This window comes from Chitinophaga sp. SVR4-12A (assembly GCF_056754765.1).
Genome location: NZ_JBPGWP010000001.1, coordinates 181,905 through 199,121, shown reverse-complemented (window position 1 = coordinate 199,121; position 17,217 = coordinate 181,905). Strand labels below are relative to the sequence as shown.

At 49.6% G+C, this 17,217-nt stretch carries 14 protein-coding genes; 5 read left to right on the top strand and 9 right to left on the bottom strand.

Features of this window, described 5'->3' with window-relative positions:
* Positions 1-205 precede the first annotated feature (205 nt).
* On the top strand, positions 206-388 hold the full coding sequence (locus ACR9Y8_RS00815; protein WP_481211318.1) for a hypothetical protein: 183 nt from the start codon (positions 206-208) through the stop codon (positions 386-388).
* A 105-nt stretch (positions 389-493) separates the two neighbouring features.
* Here the strand turns inward: ACR9Y8_RS00815 and ACR9Y8_RS00810 are convergent, their stop codons facing one another.
* Both ACR9Y8_RS00810 and gyrA read right to left on the bottom strand, forming a co-directional pair.
* Positions 494-1,747, bottom strand: coding sequence for a tetratricopeptide repeat protein (locus ACR9Y8_RS00810; protein ID WP_481211317.1), 1,254 nt, complete (start codon positions 1,745-1,747; stop codon positions 494-496).
* 52 nt (positions 1,748-1,799) lie between these two features.
* Positions 1,800-4,373, bottom strand: a complete 2,574-nt coding sequence (gene gyrA, locus ACR9Y8_RS00805; RefSeq protein ID WP_481211316.1) for a DNA gyrase subunit A — start codon at positions 4,371-4,373, stop codon at positions 1,800-1,802.
* Positions 4,374-5,036: 663 nt separating this feature from the next.
* Here gyrA and ACR9Y8_RS00800 point away from each other — a divergent pair.
* On the top strand, positions 5,037-6,188 hold the full coding sequence (locus ACR9Y8_RS00800) for a saccharopine dehydrogenase C-terminal domain-containing protein (protein WP_481216205.1): 1,152 nt from the start codon (positions 5,037-5,039) through the stop codon (positions 6,186-6,188).
* A gap of 158 nt (positions 6,189-6,346) precedes the next feature.
* Here ACR9Y8_RS00800 and ACR9Y8_RS00795 read toward each other — a convergent pair whose 3' ends face one another.
* On the bottom strand, positions 6,347-6,871 hold the full coding sequence (locus ACR9Y8_RS00795) for a Sir2 family NAD-dependent protein deacetylase (RefSeq protein ID WP_481211315.1): 525 nt from the start codon (positions 6,869-6,871) through the stop codon (positions 6,347-6,349).
* 1 nt (position 6,872) lies between these two features.
* On the bottom strand, positions 6,873-7,034 hold the full coding sequence (locus ACR9Y8_RS00790; protein WP_481211314.1) for a Sir2 family NAD-dependent protein deacetylase: 162 nt from the start codon (positions 7,032-7,034) through the stop codon (positions 6,873-6,875).
* 132 nt (positions 7,035-7,166) lie between these two features.
* Here ACR9Y8_RS00790 and ACR9Y8_RS00785 point away from each other — a divergent pair, with 132 nt between their 5' ends.
* Positions 7,167-8,021, top strand: coding sequence for a phosphatase PAP2 family protein (locus tag ACR9Y8_RS00785; RefSeq protein ID WP_481211313.1), 855 nt, complete (start codon positions 7,167-7,169; stop codon positions 8,019-8,021).
* Here ACR9Y8_RS00785 and pruA read toward each other — a convergent pair.
* A complete protein-coding gene (pruA, locus tag ACR9Y8_RS00780; RefSeq protein ID WP_481211312.1) occupies positions 7,963-9,603 on the bottom strand; it encodes an L-glutamate gamma-semialdehyde dehydrogenase in 1,641 nt (546 codons plus the stop codon). The two genes, ACR9Y8_RS00785 and pruA, sit on opposite strands and share 59 nt — an antisense overlap.
* A gap of 182 nt (positions 9,604-9,785) precedes the next feature.
* Positions 9,786-10,875, bottom strand: a protein-coding gene (gene prfB / locus ACR9Y8_RS00775; protein WP_481211311.1) for a peptide chain release factor 2 whose coding sequence is annotated in 2 segments (ribosomal slippage) — positions 9,786-10,814 and positions 10,816-10,875 — 1,089 coding nt in all. Because the reading frame shifts where the segments join, the coding sequence is not laid out codon by codon here.
* Positions 10,876-11,046: 171 nt separating this feature from the next.
* Between prfB and ACR9Y8_RS00770 the strand changes: the two genes are divergently transcribed.
* Positions 11,047-11,850 carry a hypothetical protein gene (locus tag ACR9Y8_RS00770; RefSeq protein ID WP_481211310.1) on the top strand — a complete coding sequence of 268 codons (804 nt, stop codon included), beginning with the start codon at positions 11,047-11,049 and terminating at the stop codon, positions 11,848-11,850.
* Positions 11,851-11,958: 108 nt separating this feature from the next.
* Positions 11,959-13,611, top strand: a complete 1,653-nt coding sequence (gene pgi, locus ACR9Y8_RS00765; protein ID WP_481211309.1) for a glucose-6-phosphate isomerase — start codon at positions 11,959-11,961, stop codon at positions 13,609-13,611.
* Positions 13,612-13,714: 103 nt separating this feature from the next.
* On the opposite strand, the gene ACR9Y8_RS00760 is transcribed toward pgi, so the two are convergent.
* From ACR9Y8_RS00760 to ACR9Y8_RS00750, 3 genes are all read right to left on the bottom strand, one after another.
* Positions 13,715-14,155: a DUF3276 family protein gene (locus tag ACR9Y8_RS00760; RefSeq protein ID WP_481211308.1), complete on the bottom strand. Its 441-nt coding sequence runs from the start codon at positions 14,153-14,155 to the stop codon at positions 13,715-13,717.
* 158 nt (positions 14,156-14,313) lie between these two features.
* Positions 14,314-16,110 carry an ABC transporter ATP-binding protein gene (locus ACR9Y8_RS00755; protein WP_481211307.1) on the bottom strand — a complete coding sequence of 599 codons (1,797 nt, stop codon included), beginning with the start codon at positions 16,108-16,110 and terminating at the stop codon, positions 14,314-14,316.
* 114 nt (positions 16,111-16,224) lie between these two features.
* On the bottom strand, positions 16,225-17,157 hold the full coding sequence (locus tag ACR9Y8_RS00750; protein WP_481211306.1) for a phosphoribosylaminoimidazolesuccinocarboxamide synthase: 933 nt from the start codon (positions 17,155-17,157) through the stop codon (positions 16,225-16,227).
* Between the last annotated feature and the right edge of the window lie 60 nt (positions 17,158-17,217).

Sequence of the window (17,217 nt, the reverse complement as noted above, 5' to 3'; positions counted from 1 at the left end):
GAGACCTCTAACTTTTAACGAACCTCAAACTTCAAACCTTAAACCTCAGACTTCAAACCTCAAACCTTCAACTAACGGCTTTCAACGACAGTTCATCCCTTTTCATCGAAACCGGAGGCCAGGCCGTAGATCCAGGGTGTAATTTTATTACGCAAAGCTAAAAGCAGTTTATCTTATTATTTACTTAATCAAAAAGACAAACATCATGAACATCAAGAAAAGCCTAATTGTAGCCGCTGTATTTATGAGTGTAAGCGCTATCACTTTTGCGCAACAGCCTGCGAAGCCCGCTAAAGCCGCTAAAGAAGCAAAAGCTACTACTGACACTACCAAGAAGGCTGCTCACCACCACGTAAAGAAAGTGAAAGAAGAAGCTAAAAAAGGTTAATAGCACAAGATAGGATCGGATTCAAACAAAATCCCTCCCGGATATCCGGGAGGGATTTTTAGTTGTTAGCACTCCACGGGTTTGAACCCCTGGAGTGTTCTAGTATTATTTCAAGCCTTCCAGCTTCTTTTTCACTTCTTCTACTTTAGCTGTCTGGTTCTTGATAGCGTATATTTTCTGCAGGGCGTAGAGGCAGCTTTCGTAGGTCTGCTTGTCTCCTGCTTCCAGGCTGGCGCCCTTAGCGGTAAAGCTGGCATCTGCTTTCTCAAAGTAAGGCAGGGCTGTGTTCATCAGGCCTTCTACTTTGGTTTGCAGTTCTTTTGCTTTAGGAGAGCTCTGCTCTTTGCTGGGCAGTTCGTTCAGCTGTTTGTTGAAACCTACGGCGCGGTTAAAGTATAAGGCGCCGAGCTGGAAATTAGCAGTAGGATCAGCGGCGTTCAGCTCAACCGCTTTTTTGTAAGCAGCTTCCGCCTTGTTCATCAGGTCATCATAGTTGGCTGGTTTAGGCTGATCGTTACCTTGTTCGTCGCGGGGATTGGCCATATTGTCCACACGAATAGCGTAGTCCAGCTGTGTCTGGAAATCGTTCGGATTTTCCTGTACTTTCTTTTCCAGCATGGTCAGCAGCTCTGATGTTTTACCCGTTTTGGAGTAATAGATCATCTCCATGTCATTGAAGCGCTTGTCTTTCGGGAATACCTTTTTGCCTTCTTCAATGGTTTTCAGCCAATTGGCGTTATCTCCCTTTTCTTCGTAGGCCTGTGCCAGGATCACGTAGAGGGCGGGCTCGCCTTTGAACTGCAGGTCAGCCGCTTTCTGCAGGTACTGCAGTGCAGCTTCTTTCTGGCCAGCCTGCTGAGCGGCGTAACCCAGATAGAAGGTCATGGAAGTATCGGTAGGCAGCTTACCACCCAGGTCTTTGCTGTTGTAGTATTCTGCTACATCAAATGCCGATTTGAAATTGGTGTATGCAGAATCCCATTTCTGATCATTCAGGTTGGCATATCCGGCGTTACCAATGGTGGCATACAGGTTATACATGCTCTGGTTCATGGTCAGCAGGGCCTCGGGCATTTTGGCGTTTTTGTCCAGTGCTGTTTTGTAGGCCTGGAAGGCTTCCTGTGCCAGCGCTGCGCTTTTGTCCTTAGTGGCCATTGCTTCCAGCACTTTGCCTTTTACAAACCAGGTTTTGGCATCGTCCTTCGTTTTCTCATTCTGCAGGGCTTCGTCTATATCTGCCTTTGCTTTAGCAAGATCCTGGCTTTTCAGTGCTTCTTCGGCACTGTTCACCTTACCTCGTTGCGCTACAGCAGCAAATCCGGCACTGCAAAAAAGAAAAGATACCAATAGTTTTTTCATGAGCTCAATTTTTAGTTGCTGATAACAATATAAGTATGGTTTTTTAATTTATCTACTCGTTGGTAGTTTCTGCGGGTGCTTCAGTGCTCCCGGCGGTATCGGTCCCTTCGCCGGCGGCTCCCTCAGATTCAGCTTCAATTCCGTTGGCAATTTCCTCTTCTTCCTGTTCGTCCAGTCTGGCCACAGCGGCTATTTCGTCGTTGTCGTCCAGGCGGATCAGGCGTACGCCCTGGGTAGCCCGGCCGGCTTCGCGGATATCTGCTACTGCCATGCGGATGGTGATACCGGATTTACAGGTGATCATCAGGTCATCTTTCTCGGTTACGTCCAGTATAGCGATCAAGTTACCTGTTTTCTCCGTAATGTTGATGGTTTTTACTCCTTTTCCCCCACGGTTGGTAATACGGTACTCTTCGATGCTGGTTCGCTTTCCAAAGCCCTTTTCAGACACGACGAGTACGGTACGCGACTCATCATCCTTATTAACACAAATCATACCAACCACTTCATCGTTCTCATTATCCACCTCGATACCCCTTACGCCAATGGCGCCGCGGCCGGTGTCGCGCACGGTATTTTCGGGGAAACGGATGGCCCTGCCGCTCTGGATGGCCATCATCATTTCGCTGTTGCCGTTTGTGAGCTTGGCCTCCAGCAATTGGTCGCCTTCGTTGATAGTAATGGCATTCACACCATTCTGGCGTGGGCGGGAGAACTCTTCCAGCAAGGTTTTCTTAATGATACCATTCTTGGTGCAGAGTACGATGTAATGGCTATTGATGAAATCTTTATCGCCCAGGTCTTTGATATCGATGATGGCGCGGATCTTATCGTCGGTGGGCAGGGTGATCAGGTTCTGGATCGCGCGGCCCTTGCTTTGTTTGTCGCCTTCGGGGATCTCATACACCTTCAGCCAGAAACAGCGTCCTTTTTCGGTAAAGAACAGCATGGTATGGTGGGTGGAAGCGACGAACAGGTGCTCAATATAGTCCTCTTCGCGGGTTTTACCACCGATGGCGCCACGGCCGCCGCGTTTCTGCTGGCGGTAGTCGTAAGCGGAGGTACGTTTGATATAACCCAGGTGGGAAATGGTGATCACCACGTCTTCTTCTGCGATGATATCTTCGATGCGCATTTCGCTGGCCAGGTACTGGATCTCTGTCCTGCGCTCGTCGCCGAACTTCTTCTTCACTTCCAGGAGCTCGTCCTTGATGATCTTAAAGCGCAGGCCTTCGTCGGCCAGTACTTCTTTCAGGTAAGCGATCAGCTTCATGATCTCGTCGTATTCTTCCTTGATCTTATCGCGCTCCATGCCGGTGAGGCGTTGCAGGCGGAGCTCGAGGATAGCTTTGGACTGTATCTCTGTCAGGCCGAATTGGGACATCAAACCCTCTTTTGCTTCATCCGGCGTGCGGGATGCACGGATCAGCGCGATCACTTCATCCAGGTGATCGAGGGCGATGAGATAGCCTTCCAGTATATGTGCTTTTTCTTCTGCTTTACGGAGGTCGTAGCGGGTTCTGCGCAATACCACTTCATGGCGGAACTCTACAAATTCAGACAGCAGCTCTTTCAGGTTCAGGATACGGGGCCTGCCTTTTACGAGGGCCACGTTGTTGATACCGTAAGAGGTTTGCAGTTCGGAGTATTTGTACAGCTGGTTCACCACCACGTTGGCGATGGCTTCCCGTTTGAGGTCGATCACCAGGCGCATCCCTTCACGGTCGCTTTCATCGCGAACCTCGGAGATGCCTTCAATGATCTTATCGTCTGCCAGCTGGGCTATTTTCTGGTGTAATACTGCTTTGTTGATCTGGTAGGGCAGCTCATAGATCACCAGCCTTTCACGGCCGGCTTTGGTGGTTTCCACGTTGATCTTACCGCGCACCACTACTCTGCCGCGGCCTGTTTCAAAGCCCTGCTTTACGCCTTCGTAGCCGTAAATGATACCTCCGGTCGGAAAATCGGGGGCTTTCACGTGTTTGATCAGGTCTTCTATAGTGATCTCACGGTCGTCGATATATGCCACCAGGCCGTCTACCACCTCGCTGAGGTTGTGAGGCATGATATTGGTGGCCATACCTACTGCGATACCGGAGGCGCCGTTCACCAGGAGGTTAGGGATCCGCGTCGGCAATACCGTGGGCTCTTCCAGGGTATCGTCGAAGTTAAGGGTGAAATCTACTGTTTCTTTTTCGATGTCTTCCAGCATGGCTTCCGCTATACGCTGCATACGCACCTCCGTATAACGCATGGCCGCCGGATCGTCACCATCTACGGAACCGAAGTTACCCTGACCGTCTACCAGGGGGTAACGCATGGTCCATTGCTGTACGAGGCGCGCAATGGTGTCATAGATGGCCTTATCACCGTGGGGATGGAACTTACCCATTACTTCACCTACCACACGGGCTGATTTCTTGTAGGGCTTGTTACTGTTGTTGCCCAGCTCATTCATTCCGAATAAAACACGGCGGTGCACCGGCTTTAAACCGTCCCTTACATCGGGTAAGGCACGGCCTACTATCACAGACATGGAGTAGTCTATGTAAGCCGTTTTCATCTGCTCCTCGATGTTGATCTGGATAATCCTGCCGTCCTGCTGATTTTCCGTATTTTCTGCCATTAGTTATTGGTTTACAGTTTTTTCTGTTAAAAACACAGAAGCGCAAATATACGCTTTTTCAGCCGTTATTTGGAGCCACAGGGGAAGGAATGTGAATAAAAACGAAAAGAGTTAGCGGTTTGAAGTTTGAGGTCTGAGGTTTGAGGTTGGTTGAAGGTTAAAGGTTCATAAATTATAGCCGGACCACTGATCAAGACCTCTACATCTAACAAACGTCAGACCTCAAACTTCAAACCTGATTTTATTTACCTTTGCACAACTTCAAACCATTAAGCTAATATTATATTTAATTATTCCCATATAGAATAAAAAAAATATTGGCAAAGTATTTGTTCCTAACGGGATGATAATCAAAGATTAACGGGAAAGAGTCAAATAATTTTGGGACATTTGAAATCGGATTTCCTAGATTTTCCGAACATATCTAAGATTACCGCTGTTATTTCCCCTAACTATTAACCAGTTAAATCTAAAGTTGTAAAGCAAATATGAAAAACATCCTGTTGTTTGGCGCCGGAAAATCAGCTACCTGCCTGATAGATTACCTGTTGACTAATGCACCGCGACAGAAATGGCATGTAACTGTGGTGGACAGCGACTTAATGTTGATAAAATCGAAAACGGGAAAATCCTATTATGTGACGCCCGTAGCTATTGATATCCGTGACCAGCCAGGCCCGTCAGGCGCTGGTAGAAGAAACGGACCTGGTCATCTCCCTGCTCCCTCCCTCCCTGCATATACTGGTGGCCAAAGACTGCCTCCAATACCGTAAACACCTCCTTACCGCCTCTTATACAGACCCCGAAGTGAAAAAGCTGCAGAAAGACATCCAGAAAGCCGGGCTGCTGTTTATGTATGAGCTGGGACTGGATCCGGGCATTGACCATATGTCTGCCATGAAAGTGATCCACTCCATTGAAAAGAAGGGCGGGCTGATCTACTCCTTTAAATCCTACTGCGGGGGGCTGATCTCCCCGGAGAGCAATGATAACCCCTGGCAGTACAAAATCACCTGGAACGCCCGTAATATCGTACTGGCGGGCCAATCAGGCGCCACCTACAAGGATAAGGGCAAGGTAAAAGAGCTGAACCACGAGCAGCTGTTTGACCAGTCCAAAACCATCCTCATACCCGGACTCGGCAAGCTGGCATACTATCCCAACCGGGATTCGCTGGCCTATATGTCGGCTTATAACCTGGATAACATCCCCACCTTTATGCGGGCTACCCTGCGGTACCCGGATTTCTGCGAAGGATGGAGCGCCATTATACGTCTCGGACTTACCGACGACAGCCGCAAGATCCAGACCGACAACCTGAGCTATTTCAAATGGGCCACCCAGCACGTGAAAACAGACAAGCAGCTGAGCAATGAAGAGAATGTGGCCCTGTTCCTCGGCGTGAGCAGTAAGTCTAAAGTGATCCGGCAGCTGAAATACCTGGGCCTGTTAAACGGGGAAGTGATCAACCAGGGGGAGCAAACCAACGCCACTGTGCTGCAGCAGGCCATGGAGTCCCGCCTGGGCATGTCGCCTAACGACAAGGACATGATCGTGATGATGCATGAAATTGAGTTTGAAAGGCGGAACATCGCCACCCGTATGCACAGCTACATGATCGTACAGGGAGAGGATAACCTGCGTACGGCTATGGCCAAAACCGTGGGCCTGCCCCTGGGCATTACCGCCAAGCTGCTGCTGCAGGAAAAGATCACGCTGACCGGGCTGCATATCCCGGTAATGCCGGAAGTGTATAACCCCGTGCTCAAAGAGCTGGAAGAGCACGATATAAGATTTGAGGAAAGCTTTGAATAAGGGTGTTTGGAAATGTAGAGAGGACATCTCATCGTATTATTACGACTAGTATAGGGGGGTGGTGTTTCACCGGGCTTTCACCGGGGTTTCATAGGGCGAAAAGGGGCTTTTCTACGGGTAGTACCCGGGCAGCACTGCAGAAAAACCCCTTGTTCCTGTTAAATACGGGCAGCCAGCAGCTTAGTCAGCTCCACCACTCCTTCTGTAGCCGGTTTTTCTATCAGGTGCAATCCAGGGATATCGCCTATGACAGGGATGTTTTTATCGATCACATATTTGGGCACTGCTTCGCCCACATAATTCAATAAACCGGCGGCGGGGTACACATTGAGTGAAGTACCTATCACCACAAAAATATCCGCTTCCAGTACTTCGGCCAGTGCCACCTCTATCATGGGCACTGCTTCGCCGAACCAGACGATATGCGGGCGTAATTGTCCGCCGTCTGCCGCCAGGTCTCCCAGTTTAATATCCCCCTCTGCCGGGTAGATCAGCGTCTCGTCCAATACGCTGCGCATTTTAAATATCTCGCCGTGCAGGTGGATCACCTTTTCGGAGCCGGCGCGTTCATGGAGGTCGTCTATATTCTGGGTAATGATGCGCACATCAAAATGCTCCTGCAGTTGAGCCAGGCCGATATGGGCAGCGTTGGGCTGCGCCGTTCTGGCGTCCTTGCGGCGCATGTTATAAAAGTCCAGCACCAGGCCGGGATTCTTGCCAGCCCTGCGGGGAGGCTACTTCATAGATATCATGCTCTTCCCAGAGGCCGTTACTGTCCCTGAAGGTTTTTAACCCGCTTTCAGCACTGATACCTGCGCCTGAAAGCACAACTAAACGAGGTTTCATACAATTTAATGTTTTAGCCCATGGTCAATGGTCCGCCAAAATTACGCAAGTTGCTATGGACTACAGACCATTGACTATGGAGTTTTCTTTTATATTTGCGCAAAATTTGTTGACAGAAAATTAATATTCAATTTGCGAACATCCCGATATCTCAGCTACTGCTGCCTGACACTGCTGATCCCTATGTTCAGCGCCGCTCAAACAGACAGCAGCCGCGTGAACAATGACAGCCTGCAACTGAGTTCTACAGACACTACACATGCTTCTAAAGACAGCATTATCAGGTACCGCATTAATGGCACTTACCTGAAAAGTATTTTTGAAGATCTGGGTTATACGGTGAGCCGGCCGGCACACTGGCATAAAAAAGATTTTACACGATTAGGGGTGGTGTTCGGGGTTGCCGGCGGCTTAATGCTGGCAGACTATGAGATCAAAAGGGCCTTCCAGTTAAACCAGACCAAATTCCTGAACAGTGTTGCACACGAGATAGAGCCTTTTGGCAATGCTTACTCTCCTTACCTGATACTGGGGATGTACGCGGTGGGAGTTGTTACGAAGAACCGGAACCTGGAACATGCTTCACTGATGACCACCAAATCGCTGCTGATCTCTACGCTGCTCTACACCACCGCCAAAGTGATCATACGGAGGGAAAGGCCTTCCTTCACCGATAACGTAGCCAACTATGATCCGCCTTTTACCGGGGATCGCAAGCATACTTCCTTTCCATCCGGGCATATGTTAACTGTTACGACGGTGGCCACTGCCCTTTCAGAAATTTACGGGGAAGACTATCCCTGGGTGCCGTGGGTTGCATATAGCCTTGCCGGACTTACGGGCCTGTCAAGGCTATATCATAACCGCCACTGGTCAAGCGACGTTTGGATCGGCGCTTCCCTGGGCTATTTTGTTACCAAGACCGTTTTCAAGCACCAGCGTCAGCGCTCAAAAAGGGGTACTTATAATCTACCGGCGGTACCATAGTTTCCTTGATGGTCCTTGCATTTAACCAGCGGTACAGGTTCAGCATAGAGCCGGCCTTATCGTTGGTGCCGGAGGCCCTGGCGCCGCCAAAAGGCTGCTGTCCCACTACCGCACCGGTCGGTTTATCATTGATGTAGAAGTTACCTGCACTATTCACCAGTTTCCGTGTAGCCAGCTCAATGGCGTAGCGGTCCTGCGACAGGATAGAGCCGGTGAGCGCATAATCGGAAGTGCTGTCTACCAGCTCCAGTGTTTCTTCAAATTTCTCTGCGTCGTACACAAAGATGGTGAGCACGGGGCCGAAGATCTCTTCGCACATGGTTCTGTATTTCGCATCAGTGGTAACGATCACGGTAGGCTCGATGAAGTAGCCATCCGCTTTGCTGTAACCGCCGCCGGCGATGATCTTAGAGCTGTGGTCTTTTTTAGCCTGGTCTATATAAGCAGCGATCTTATCAAAAGAACGCTCGTCGATCACGGCGTTGATAAAGTTGCCAAAATCTTCCACGGTGCCCATTTTCATGGTACCCAGTGTAGCTGTCAGTTTAGACAGCACCTCATCTGCGATGTTGGAAGGCAGGTAAGCGCGGGAAGCAGCGGAACATTTTTGTCCCTGGTATTCGAAAGCGCCCCGGGCCAGTGCTGTAACTACCACATCTACCTGGGCAGAAGCATGCGCCACAACGAAGTCCTTACCGCCGGTTTCTCCCACGATACGGGGGTAAGACCTGTATTTACTGATATTAGTACCGATGGTCTTCCACATCTGCTGGAACACACCTGTAGAACCGGTGAAATGGATACCGGCAAAATCGCGGTGTGCAAAACATACATCGCCCAATACCGGACCTTCTGCATATACGAGATTGATAACGCCGGCAGGCAGGCCTGCTTCTATCAGGATCTGCATGAACATGCTGGCGGCAAATACCTGGGTGTTGGCAGGTTTCCATACCACCACGTTACCGCACATAGCAGGCGCTGTGGGCAGGTTACCACCGATGGCGGTAAAGTTAAAAGGCGTTACTGCCAGTACAAAACCTTCCAGGGGACGGTATTCTGTTCTGTTATGAATGCCTGCGGGGCTGTAAGGCTGCTGTTTATAGATGTCGCTCAGGTAATGCACGTTGAAGCGCAGGAAGTCGATCAGCTCACAGGCGCTGTCTATCTCTGCCTGGTAGGCGTTCTTGCTCTGTCCGAGCATGGTAGCCGCGTTCATGTGATAGCGGTACTTGGTGGCGATGAGCTCTGCTGCGCGCAGGAAAATGGCGGCGCGTTGTTCCCAGGGGGTGGCGGCCCATTGTGCCTGTGCAGCTAGTGCAGCGTCGATGGCCGTTTTTACATGGCTGGCGTCTCCCATATGGAAATGGCCCAGCTTGTGCTTTATTTCGTGCGGGGGGTGGATGTCTACCGTTTTACCGGAACGCACCTCTTTACCGCCAATGTACATGGGAATATCTGCAGATACGGCTTTGAAGGCAGCCAGCTGCTTTTTTAACGCTGCCCTCTCGGGAGAGCCTGGCGCGTAGCTGTATACCGGCTCGTTCTGGGGTGCTGCAAATTGAAAATAAGCGTTGTGCATCCTCAAATAAGTTTTGGTTTACGATTTTGTTGTAAAAATAAAGGTTTGAGGTTTGATGTTTGAGGTTTGAAGTTTGTGGGATGTTAGAGGTACAGGACAGGTATGCCAGATAACGGCAGCCAGGCATTAACTTCTAACTTTTAACGAACTTCAAATCTCAAACATCAAACCTCAAACTAGTCTTAAGCTTCTTCCTTCGCCATCATCAAATAGGCCTTAATAAACCCACCCAGTTCTCCATCCATTACAGGCTGCACATTGCCCACCTCAAAATCTGTGCGGTGGTCTTTGATCATCTTGTAGGGATGGAATACATAAGAGCGGATCTGCGAGCCCCATTCGATCTTGCGTTTGTTGGCGTTGGCTGCATTTTTCAGTTCTTCGCGTTTGCGTATCTCTTCTTCGTACAGGCGGGACTTCAGCATGGTGAGGGCCTTTTCGCGGTTCTCACCCTGTGTGCGGGCCTGCTGGCATTCGATGATGATGCCGGAAGGGATATGCTTCAAACGTACGGCAGTTTCCACCTTGTTTACGTTCTGTCCGCCCTTACCGCCTGAACGGTAGAATTCCCATTCCAGGTCGGCCGGGTTTACGGCAATTTCGATGGTGTCGTCCACCAGCGGGTAAACAAATACGGAGGCGAAGGAGGTATGGCGCCGCGCGTTGGCGTCGAAAGGCGAGATCCGCACCAGGCGGTGCACACCGCTTTCAGCCTTCAGGAGGCCGTAGGCAAATTCGCCGTCAAACTCCAGCGTGGCAGATTTGATACCTGCACCATCGCCGTACTGCACATCAATTTCCAATACTTTCCAGCCCTGCTTTTCGCCGTACATGCGATACATGCGTAGCAGCATTTCCGCCCAATCCTGGCTTTCGGTTCCACCGGCGCCGGAGTTGATGGTCAATACCGCCGGCATTTCGTCTTCCGGCTGGTTCAGGGTGGATTTAAATTCCAGCTCATCCAGGGCGTTCAGCGCATTTTCGTACGCATCCCGCACTTCATCTTCAGTGGCCTCACCTTCTTTCTGGAAATCGTTCAGCACTGCGCTGTCCTCAATGGCTGTTTGTACCTGCTCATAGAGGTCTACCCAGAATTTGTTGACCTTGATCTCTTTCAGAATGGAAGTTGCCCGGGCATTATCGTCCCAGAAGCCGGGCGCAAGGGTAAGCTGTTTATCATTTTCTATTTTGGCTATGCGGTCAGGGACGTTAAAGAAAACCTCCCAGGACGTGGAGACGGTCCCTCATAGCTTTAAGTTGCTCTGCTGTCATAGGGCGCAAATGTAAGGAAAAAAGTCGTTAGTTGTTAGTCGTTAGTCGTCAGTGATTAGAGCCTGCCTTATCACCACGGCATTCACTAGTGACTAACGACTAATCACTTACGACTTCTCTAGCACAATATTTGCAGATTTTTAACAGTACTGTCCAAACCTAACTATTGCTATGATTACCGATGAGACGCTCCATTACAAGAATCAATCCGTCTTCCACGTCATCGGGTTTGTGGTAGTAATTGCAGTAAACATCATGGCGGTATGGTTGCCCATCAACGGGCAGCAGACCGGAACGGTAGCCGAGAAATATCCTAACCTGCTGGTGCCTGCGGGCTTTACTTTCAGCACTATCTGGACATTGATCTACCTGGGCCTCCTGGCCTTCACCATTTACCAATTGTGGCTGGCATTCTGGGGAAAACGTCCACAGGAACTGAGCCGGTTGATGACCCGCATGCGGTACTGGTGGATGATAAGCTGCATTGCCAATGCCTGCTGGCTCTTTGCCTGGCACTATGAGATCCTGCCCGTATCCGTGTTGCTGATGCTGCTGTTGCTGGCCAGCCTGATCGCCATCCGGCACAACTTTTCTATCGGCGATACAGCAGCGCCGCTGCGCGAGAAATTGTTTGTGCACTTCCCTTTCAGCCTGTACCTGGGCTGGATCAGCATTGCCACTGTTGCCAATATCACCGCCCTGATGGTTTACTGGGGCTGGCATGGCCAGGGCATTTCACAGGTAGTATGGTCGGTATTGATGATCGCTCTTTGCGCCGGGATCTCGGCGTATATGATCCTGCAGCATCACAGTATCACCTACGGGCTGGTGAATGCCTGGGCCCTTTATGGCATTATACTCAAACGGAAACATGTGGATATCGTCTCCGAGCATGTCGTGATCCAGGCCTCCATTATTGCTATCGGGCTCATCGCCGTGGCTATCTCCTGGAAGCTTTACCGGGAGCGGCGCTAAGATGTATAATTTACGGTTTTATATGTATGCTTTCCATATTAGCTTAATCTTAACTGGCAAATCTGGATTGTAACGTTTATTTTTGGTCAGCATAAATACACTAGCTATATGTTCCCATCGACGAATCCTACCACCACAAAAGCCTGGCAGCAACTGCAGCAGCACGCCGCAGGCATGAAGCAGGTTCATATGCGCAAGCTCTTTGCTGAAGACGCGCAACGTTTCGAGCAATTCTCCCTGCGTTTTGAAGATATACTGTTCGATTATTCGAAGAACCTGGTAACGAAGGAGACCCTCGGGTTGTTGCTGGAGCTGGCCCGTGAATGCCAGGTGGAAGCAGGCAGAGAGGCCATGTTCAGCGCTGAGAAGATCAATGCTACCGAGAACAGGGCCGTGCTGCATACCGCCCTGCGCAATGTAAGCAATGAACCCGTGCTGCTGGACGGCAAGAACGTCATGGAAGATGTGAATGCCGTGTTGAACAAGATGGAACAATACTGCAAACAGATCCATAGCGGCGAGCTGAAAGGATATACCGGCAAGCCTATACGTTATATCGTGAATATCGGTATCGGCGGTTCTGACCTTGGCCCTGTGATGGTAACCGAAGCCCTCCGCCCCTACTGGGTAAAAGGCATGCAGCCTTATTTTGTTTCCAATGTGGATGGTACGCACATTGCTGAAACACTGAAAAAAGTAACGCCGGATGAAACGCTGTTCCTCATCGCTTCCAAAACCTTTACCACCCAGGAAACCATGACCAATGCGCTGACTGCCAGACAGTGGTTCCTGGAGCATGCAAAAGATGAGGCGCATATCGCCCTGCACTTTGCAGCGCTTTCTACCAACGAGAAAGCTGTTACTGCTTTTGGCATCAACCCTAAGAACATGTTTGAGTTCTGGGATTGGGTAGGCGGCCGTTATTCGCTCTGGTCCGCCATCGGTCTGAGCATTGCGCTTACCATTGGCTTTGATAATTTTAAACAGCTGCTGGCAGGTGCGCATGCAGTTGACAAACACTTCCGGGAAACACCACTGGAAAAAAATATACCGGTTATCATGGCGCTGGTAGGCCTGTGGTACGGCAATTTCTTTGACGCTCATACCGAGGCCATCCTGCCTTACGATCAATATATGCACCGCTTTGCTGCTTATTTCCAGCAGGGAAATATGGAAAGCAATGGCAAGTATGTAGATCGTAACGGACAGCCGGTGACTTACCAGACTGGCCCAATTGTATGGGGTGAGCCTGGCACTAACGGACAGCATGCTTTTTACCAGTTGATCCACCAGGGCACCAAACTGATCCCCTGTGATTTTATTGCGCCTGCTATCAGCCACAACGCGATTGGTGATCACCATGTAAAACTGCTCTCTAACTTCTTTGCACAAACGGAGGCGCTGATGAACGGTAAAACAGCGGAAGAGGTACGCGCAGAGCTGGAGAAGTCGGGGCTTACTGCTGATGAAGTGGCTAAATTAACGCCGTATAAAGTATTTACCGGCAACCGTCCTACTAATTCCTTCCTGGTAAAAGAGATCACGCCGCGTTCACTGGGCTCACTCACAGCCCTATACGAACACAAGATCTTTGTACAGGGAGTGATCTGGAACATTTACACATTTGACCAGTGGGGTGTGGAGCTAGGTAAACAGCTCGCGAATAAGATACTGCCGGAGCTGCAGAACGGGGATAAGGTGACGGGACATGATAGCAGCACCAATGGCCTTATTAACGCATGGAAGGCTATTAGCCGTTAGCTCTTAGCTGCTAGCTAGTGGCTAAGGGCTAATAGCTAGCAGCTAAAACAAAAAACCTCCGGAAAAATCCGGAGGTCCTATCTGTGAAAAAAACGTAAAAATCTTACCATTTGTCTACATCATCGCTGTGAGATGCGGCGGCTGCAGCGGGCGTTGTAACAGCAGCTTCTACTACCGGTGTGCTTTCAGCGGCAGCGCTTTCTACTACTACTACTTCGTTGTCATCCTCCCCGTCTTCTCTCACATAATCGTGGTTGTAAGCATCAAAGTCGAAATCGGGCATCAACTCGGTCTTTACGTAGTTGATGGTTTCTGTTAATGCGTTCAGGAATTTGTTAAAGTCTTCCTTGTACAGGAACACCTTATGCCTGTCGTACCCGTTGTCATTGAAACGCTTCTTACTTTCTGTGATCGTCAGAAAGTAATCGTTTCCCCGAGTGGTCTTTACATCAAAGAAGTACGTTCTTCTTTTACCCGCTTTCAATCGTTTAGAAAAGATGCTGTCGTTGTTTCTTTCCTGTTGATTGTTGTTTTCGTACGCCACAGTTGATAGATTTAAGTGTTAACGAATCAATCCTGTTATTCAATAAGCAACAAATATACTATTGTTTTACAAATATCAAAATAATTTTAAATGATTTTGTCAACAGATGGAAAACTCTGGGCGATAAGGGGTTGCCGGTATATATAAAAAAGTGAATACTATTCACTTACAGATTCTTCTTCGCCTGATTGCTGACGCGCATAGAGCTCTGCGTAATAACCGTTTAATGACATTAATTCTTCATGCGTACCAGTCTCCACGATCTTACCATCATCCAAAACTATGATCTTATCAAATTCGAACAATGCAAATATGCGGTGGGTAATAATAATAGCGGTCTTATCCTTCAGATAGGCATAGAGGTTACCGATGATCTCTTTTTCAGTACGGGCGTCTACGGCAGACAGGCAATCGTCGAACACGAGGATGTTCGGGTCCATGATCAGGGCCCTGGCAATGGAGATACGCTGTTTCTGGCCACCGCTCAGGGTTACGCCCCGCTCTCCTATCACCGTGTCGAATCCTTCCCGGAAACCGAGGATGTCTTTTTCTACAGAAGCCTGACGTGCAGCCTTTTGTACCGTTTCGACGGTGGCGGTGGGCGCTCCGAAACGTATATTATTGGTAATATTATCGGAGAACAGGAACACATCCTGTGGCACATAGCTGATCTGGCTGCGGAGGCTTTCCAGCTTCAGCTCCCGGATATTATGCCCATCCAGCAGGATTCTTCCCTCCTGCGGATCGTACATGCGCAACAGTAGCTGCGCCAGGGTGGATTTTCCGGAACCGGTACGGCCGATCACGGCTACTTTTTGTCCGGGCTTGATGCTCAGATCAAAATCTTTAATGGCCTGGATACCTGTATGCGGGTACGTAAAAGATACATGCTCAAAACGGATGTCGCCCTGCAGGGTGATTGCCCGGGCATCCAGACTGTCTTTAATCTCCGGTTTGATCTGGAGGAATTCATTCAGGCGTTGCTGTGAGGCGGCTGCACGCTGGATCATGGAAGCCACCCACCCGATGGAAAAGAAGGGGAAGATGAGCATGTTCACATAGATCACGAATTCGGCCAGGTTGCCCACGGTGATGTTTCCGCGGATCACCTGCCAGCCGCCGACGAAGATGGTGAGGATCACACTGAGCCCGATCATAAGCGACATTGCGGGCTGGTACAGGGCGTCTGTTTTTGCCAGGCTCACCGAGCTGCGCTTGTATTCTTCGCTGGCATGTTCAAAATGCGTGGTGGTAGACTGTTCCTGTACATATGATTTGATCACCCGGATACCGGAATAGGATTCCTGGGCGATGGAGGTCAGGTTAGAAAGCTGCGCCTGGATCCGCTCGCTTTTGCGGTGGATGATGTGGTTCACATAATAAATGGTGAGGGCCAGCAGCGGCAGCGGCGATAATGTATATAATGTAAGCGTGAGGTTCACTTTCACCATCAGGTAAATGATGATGATCATCATGATAATGGTACGGGCGGCATACATAATGGCCGGGCCTACGTACATCCTTACGCGTGATACGTCTTCCGTGATCCGGCTCATCAGGTCGCCGGTACGGTGCATTTTAAAGAAGTTAAGGTCCAGTACCTGGTAGTGCTGGTAAATATCGTTCTTGAGGTCGTATTCAATGTGGCGGCTCATAACAATGAGCGTTTGCCGTTGCAGGAACATGAAAAAGCCGCTGAGCAGGGCGGAAAGCAGGATGGTAATGCCGTAAAAGGCCAGCACCCGGGAGAAATCTGCGCGGAAGATGCCTTTGATGCTGGTATCTCCGATGATGCGGTAGCTGTCGAGGTTCTGGGCCAGGAGATCAAAGATCTGCCTTACCATCACGGGTTGGAAAACGCTGAATACAATGGAAATGGAAGTGAATAACAATCCTAGTGAAAAAAGCCATTTGTATTTTACGAAGTATATGTTAAGTGCAGCGAGATGCCTCAATGGATTACAGGTTTAATTACGGGGCAAAGGTATGAAAATAGCGGTTAGCTTTTAGCTTTTAGCCCTTAGCTTAATGCCAGGGCCAGCAGCTAAGCGCTAACCGCTAATAGCTCTTTATGCAAGGCTTTTTAATGTCTCAACTATTTTCTTCTCCAGGTCTTCCGGCGCTACATCCTGCTTCACAAATTTCTGCCCGGTGATGTTCTCGAACAGTTCGATATAGCGATCGCTTACGCTGTTCACGAACTCGTCGGTCATCTCGGGTACTTGCTGGCCGTCTTTACCCTGGAAGCCATTCTCCATCAGCCATTCCCGTACGAACTCCTTGCTCAGCTGGCGTTGTTGTTTACCGGCCTGCTGGTTCTCTTCGTAACCTTCTGCGTAGAAATAGCGGGAAGAGTCGGGCGTATGCACTTCGTCGATCACGTAGATGGTATCGCCGATCTTGCCAAACTCGTATTTGGTATCCACCAGGATCAGTCCGCGTTTTGCAGCCAGCTCCTTACCACGCTCAAACAGCGCCAGCGTGTATTTTTCCAGCTTGGTGTAATCAGCTTCGCTTACCAGGCCCTGTTTGATGATCTCTTCACGGCTGATATCCTCATCGTGTCCTTCATGTGCTTTGGTAGTGGGCGTAATGATGGGAGAAGGGAAAAAGTCGTTCTCCTTCATGCCTTCCGGCAGGGGTACGCCGCACAGTTCTCGTTTACCGCTTTTGTAGGTCCTCCAGGCATGGCCGGTCAGGTTACCGCGCACGACCATTTCCACTGGAAAGGTTTCGCATTTTAAGCCGATGGTCACATTCGGCAGGGGTACTGTCTTTACCCAGTTAGGCACAATGTCCTTCGTAGCTTCCAGCATAATGGCGGCTACCTGGTTCAGTACCTGCCCTTTGTAGGGAATGGGCCTCGGCAATACCACATCAAATGCAGAGATACGGTCGCTTACCAGCATCACCATCAACTTATCATCAATGGTATACACGTCGCGTACTTTCCCCTTGTAAAAGGCGGTCTGTCCCGGAAATTTGAAATCGGATGTCAACATCAGTTAGAAAAATTATAAATTAACTAAAAAAGTTGTAAGTCGTTAGTCGTCAGTCATTAG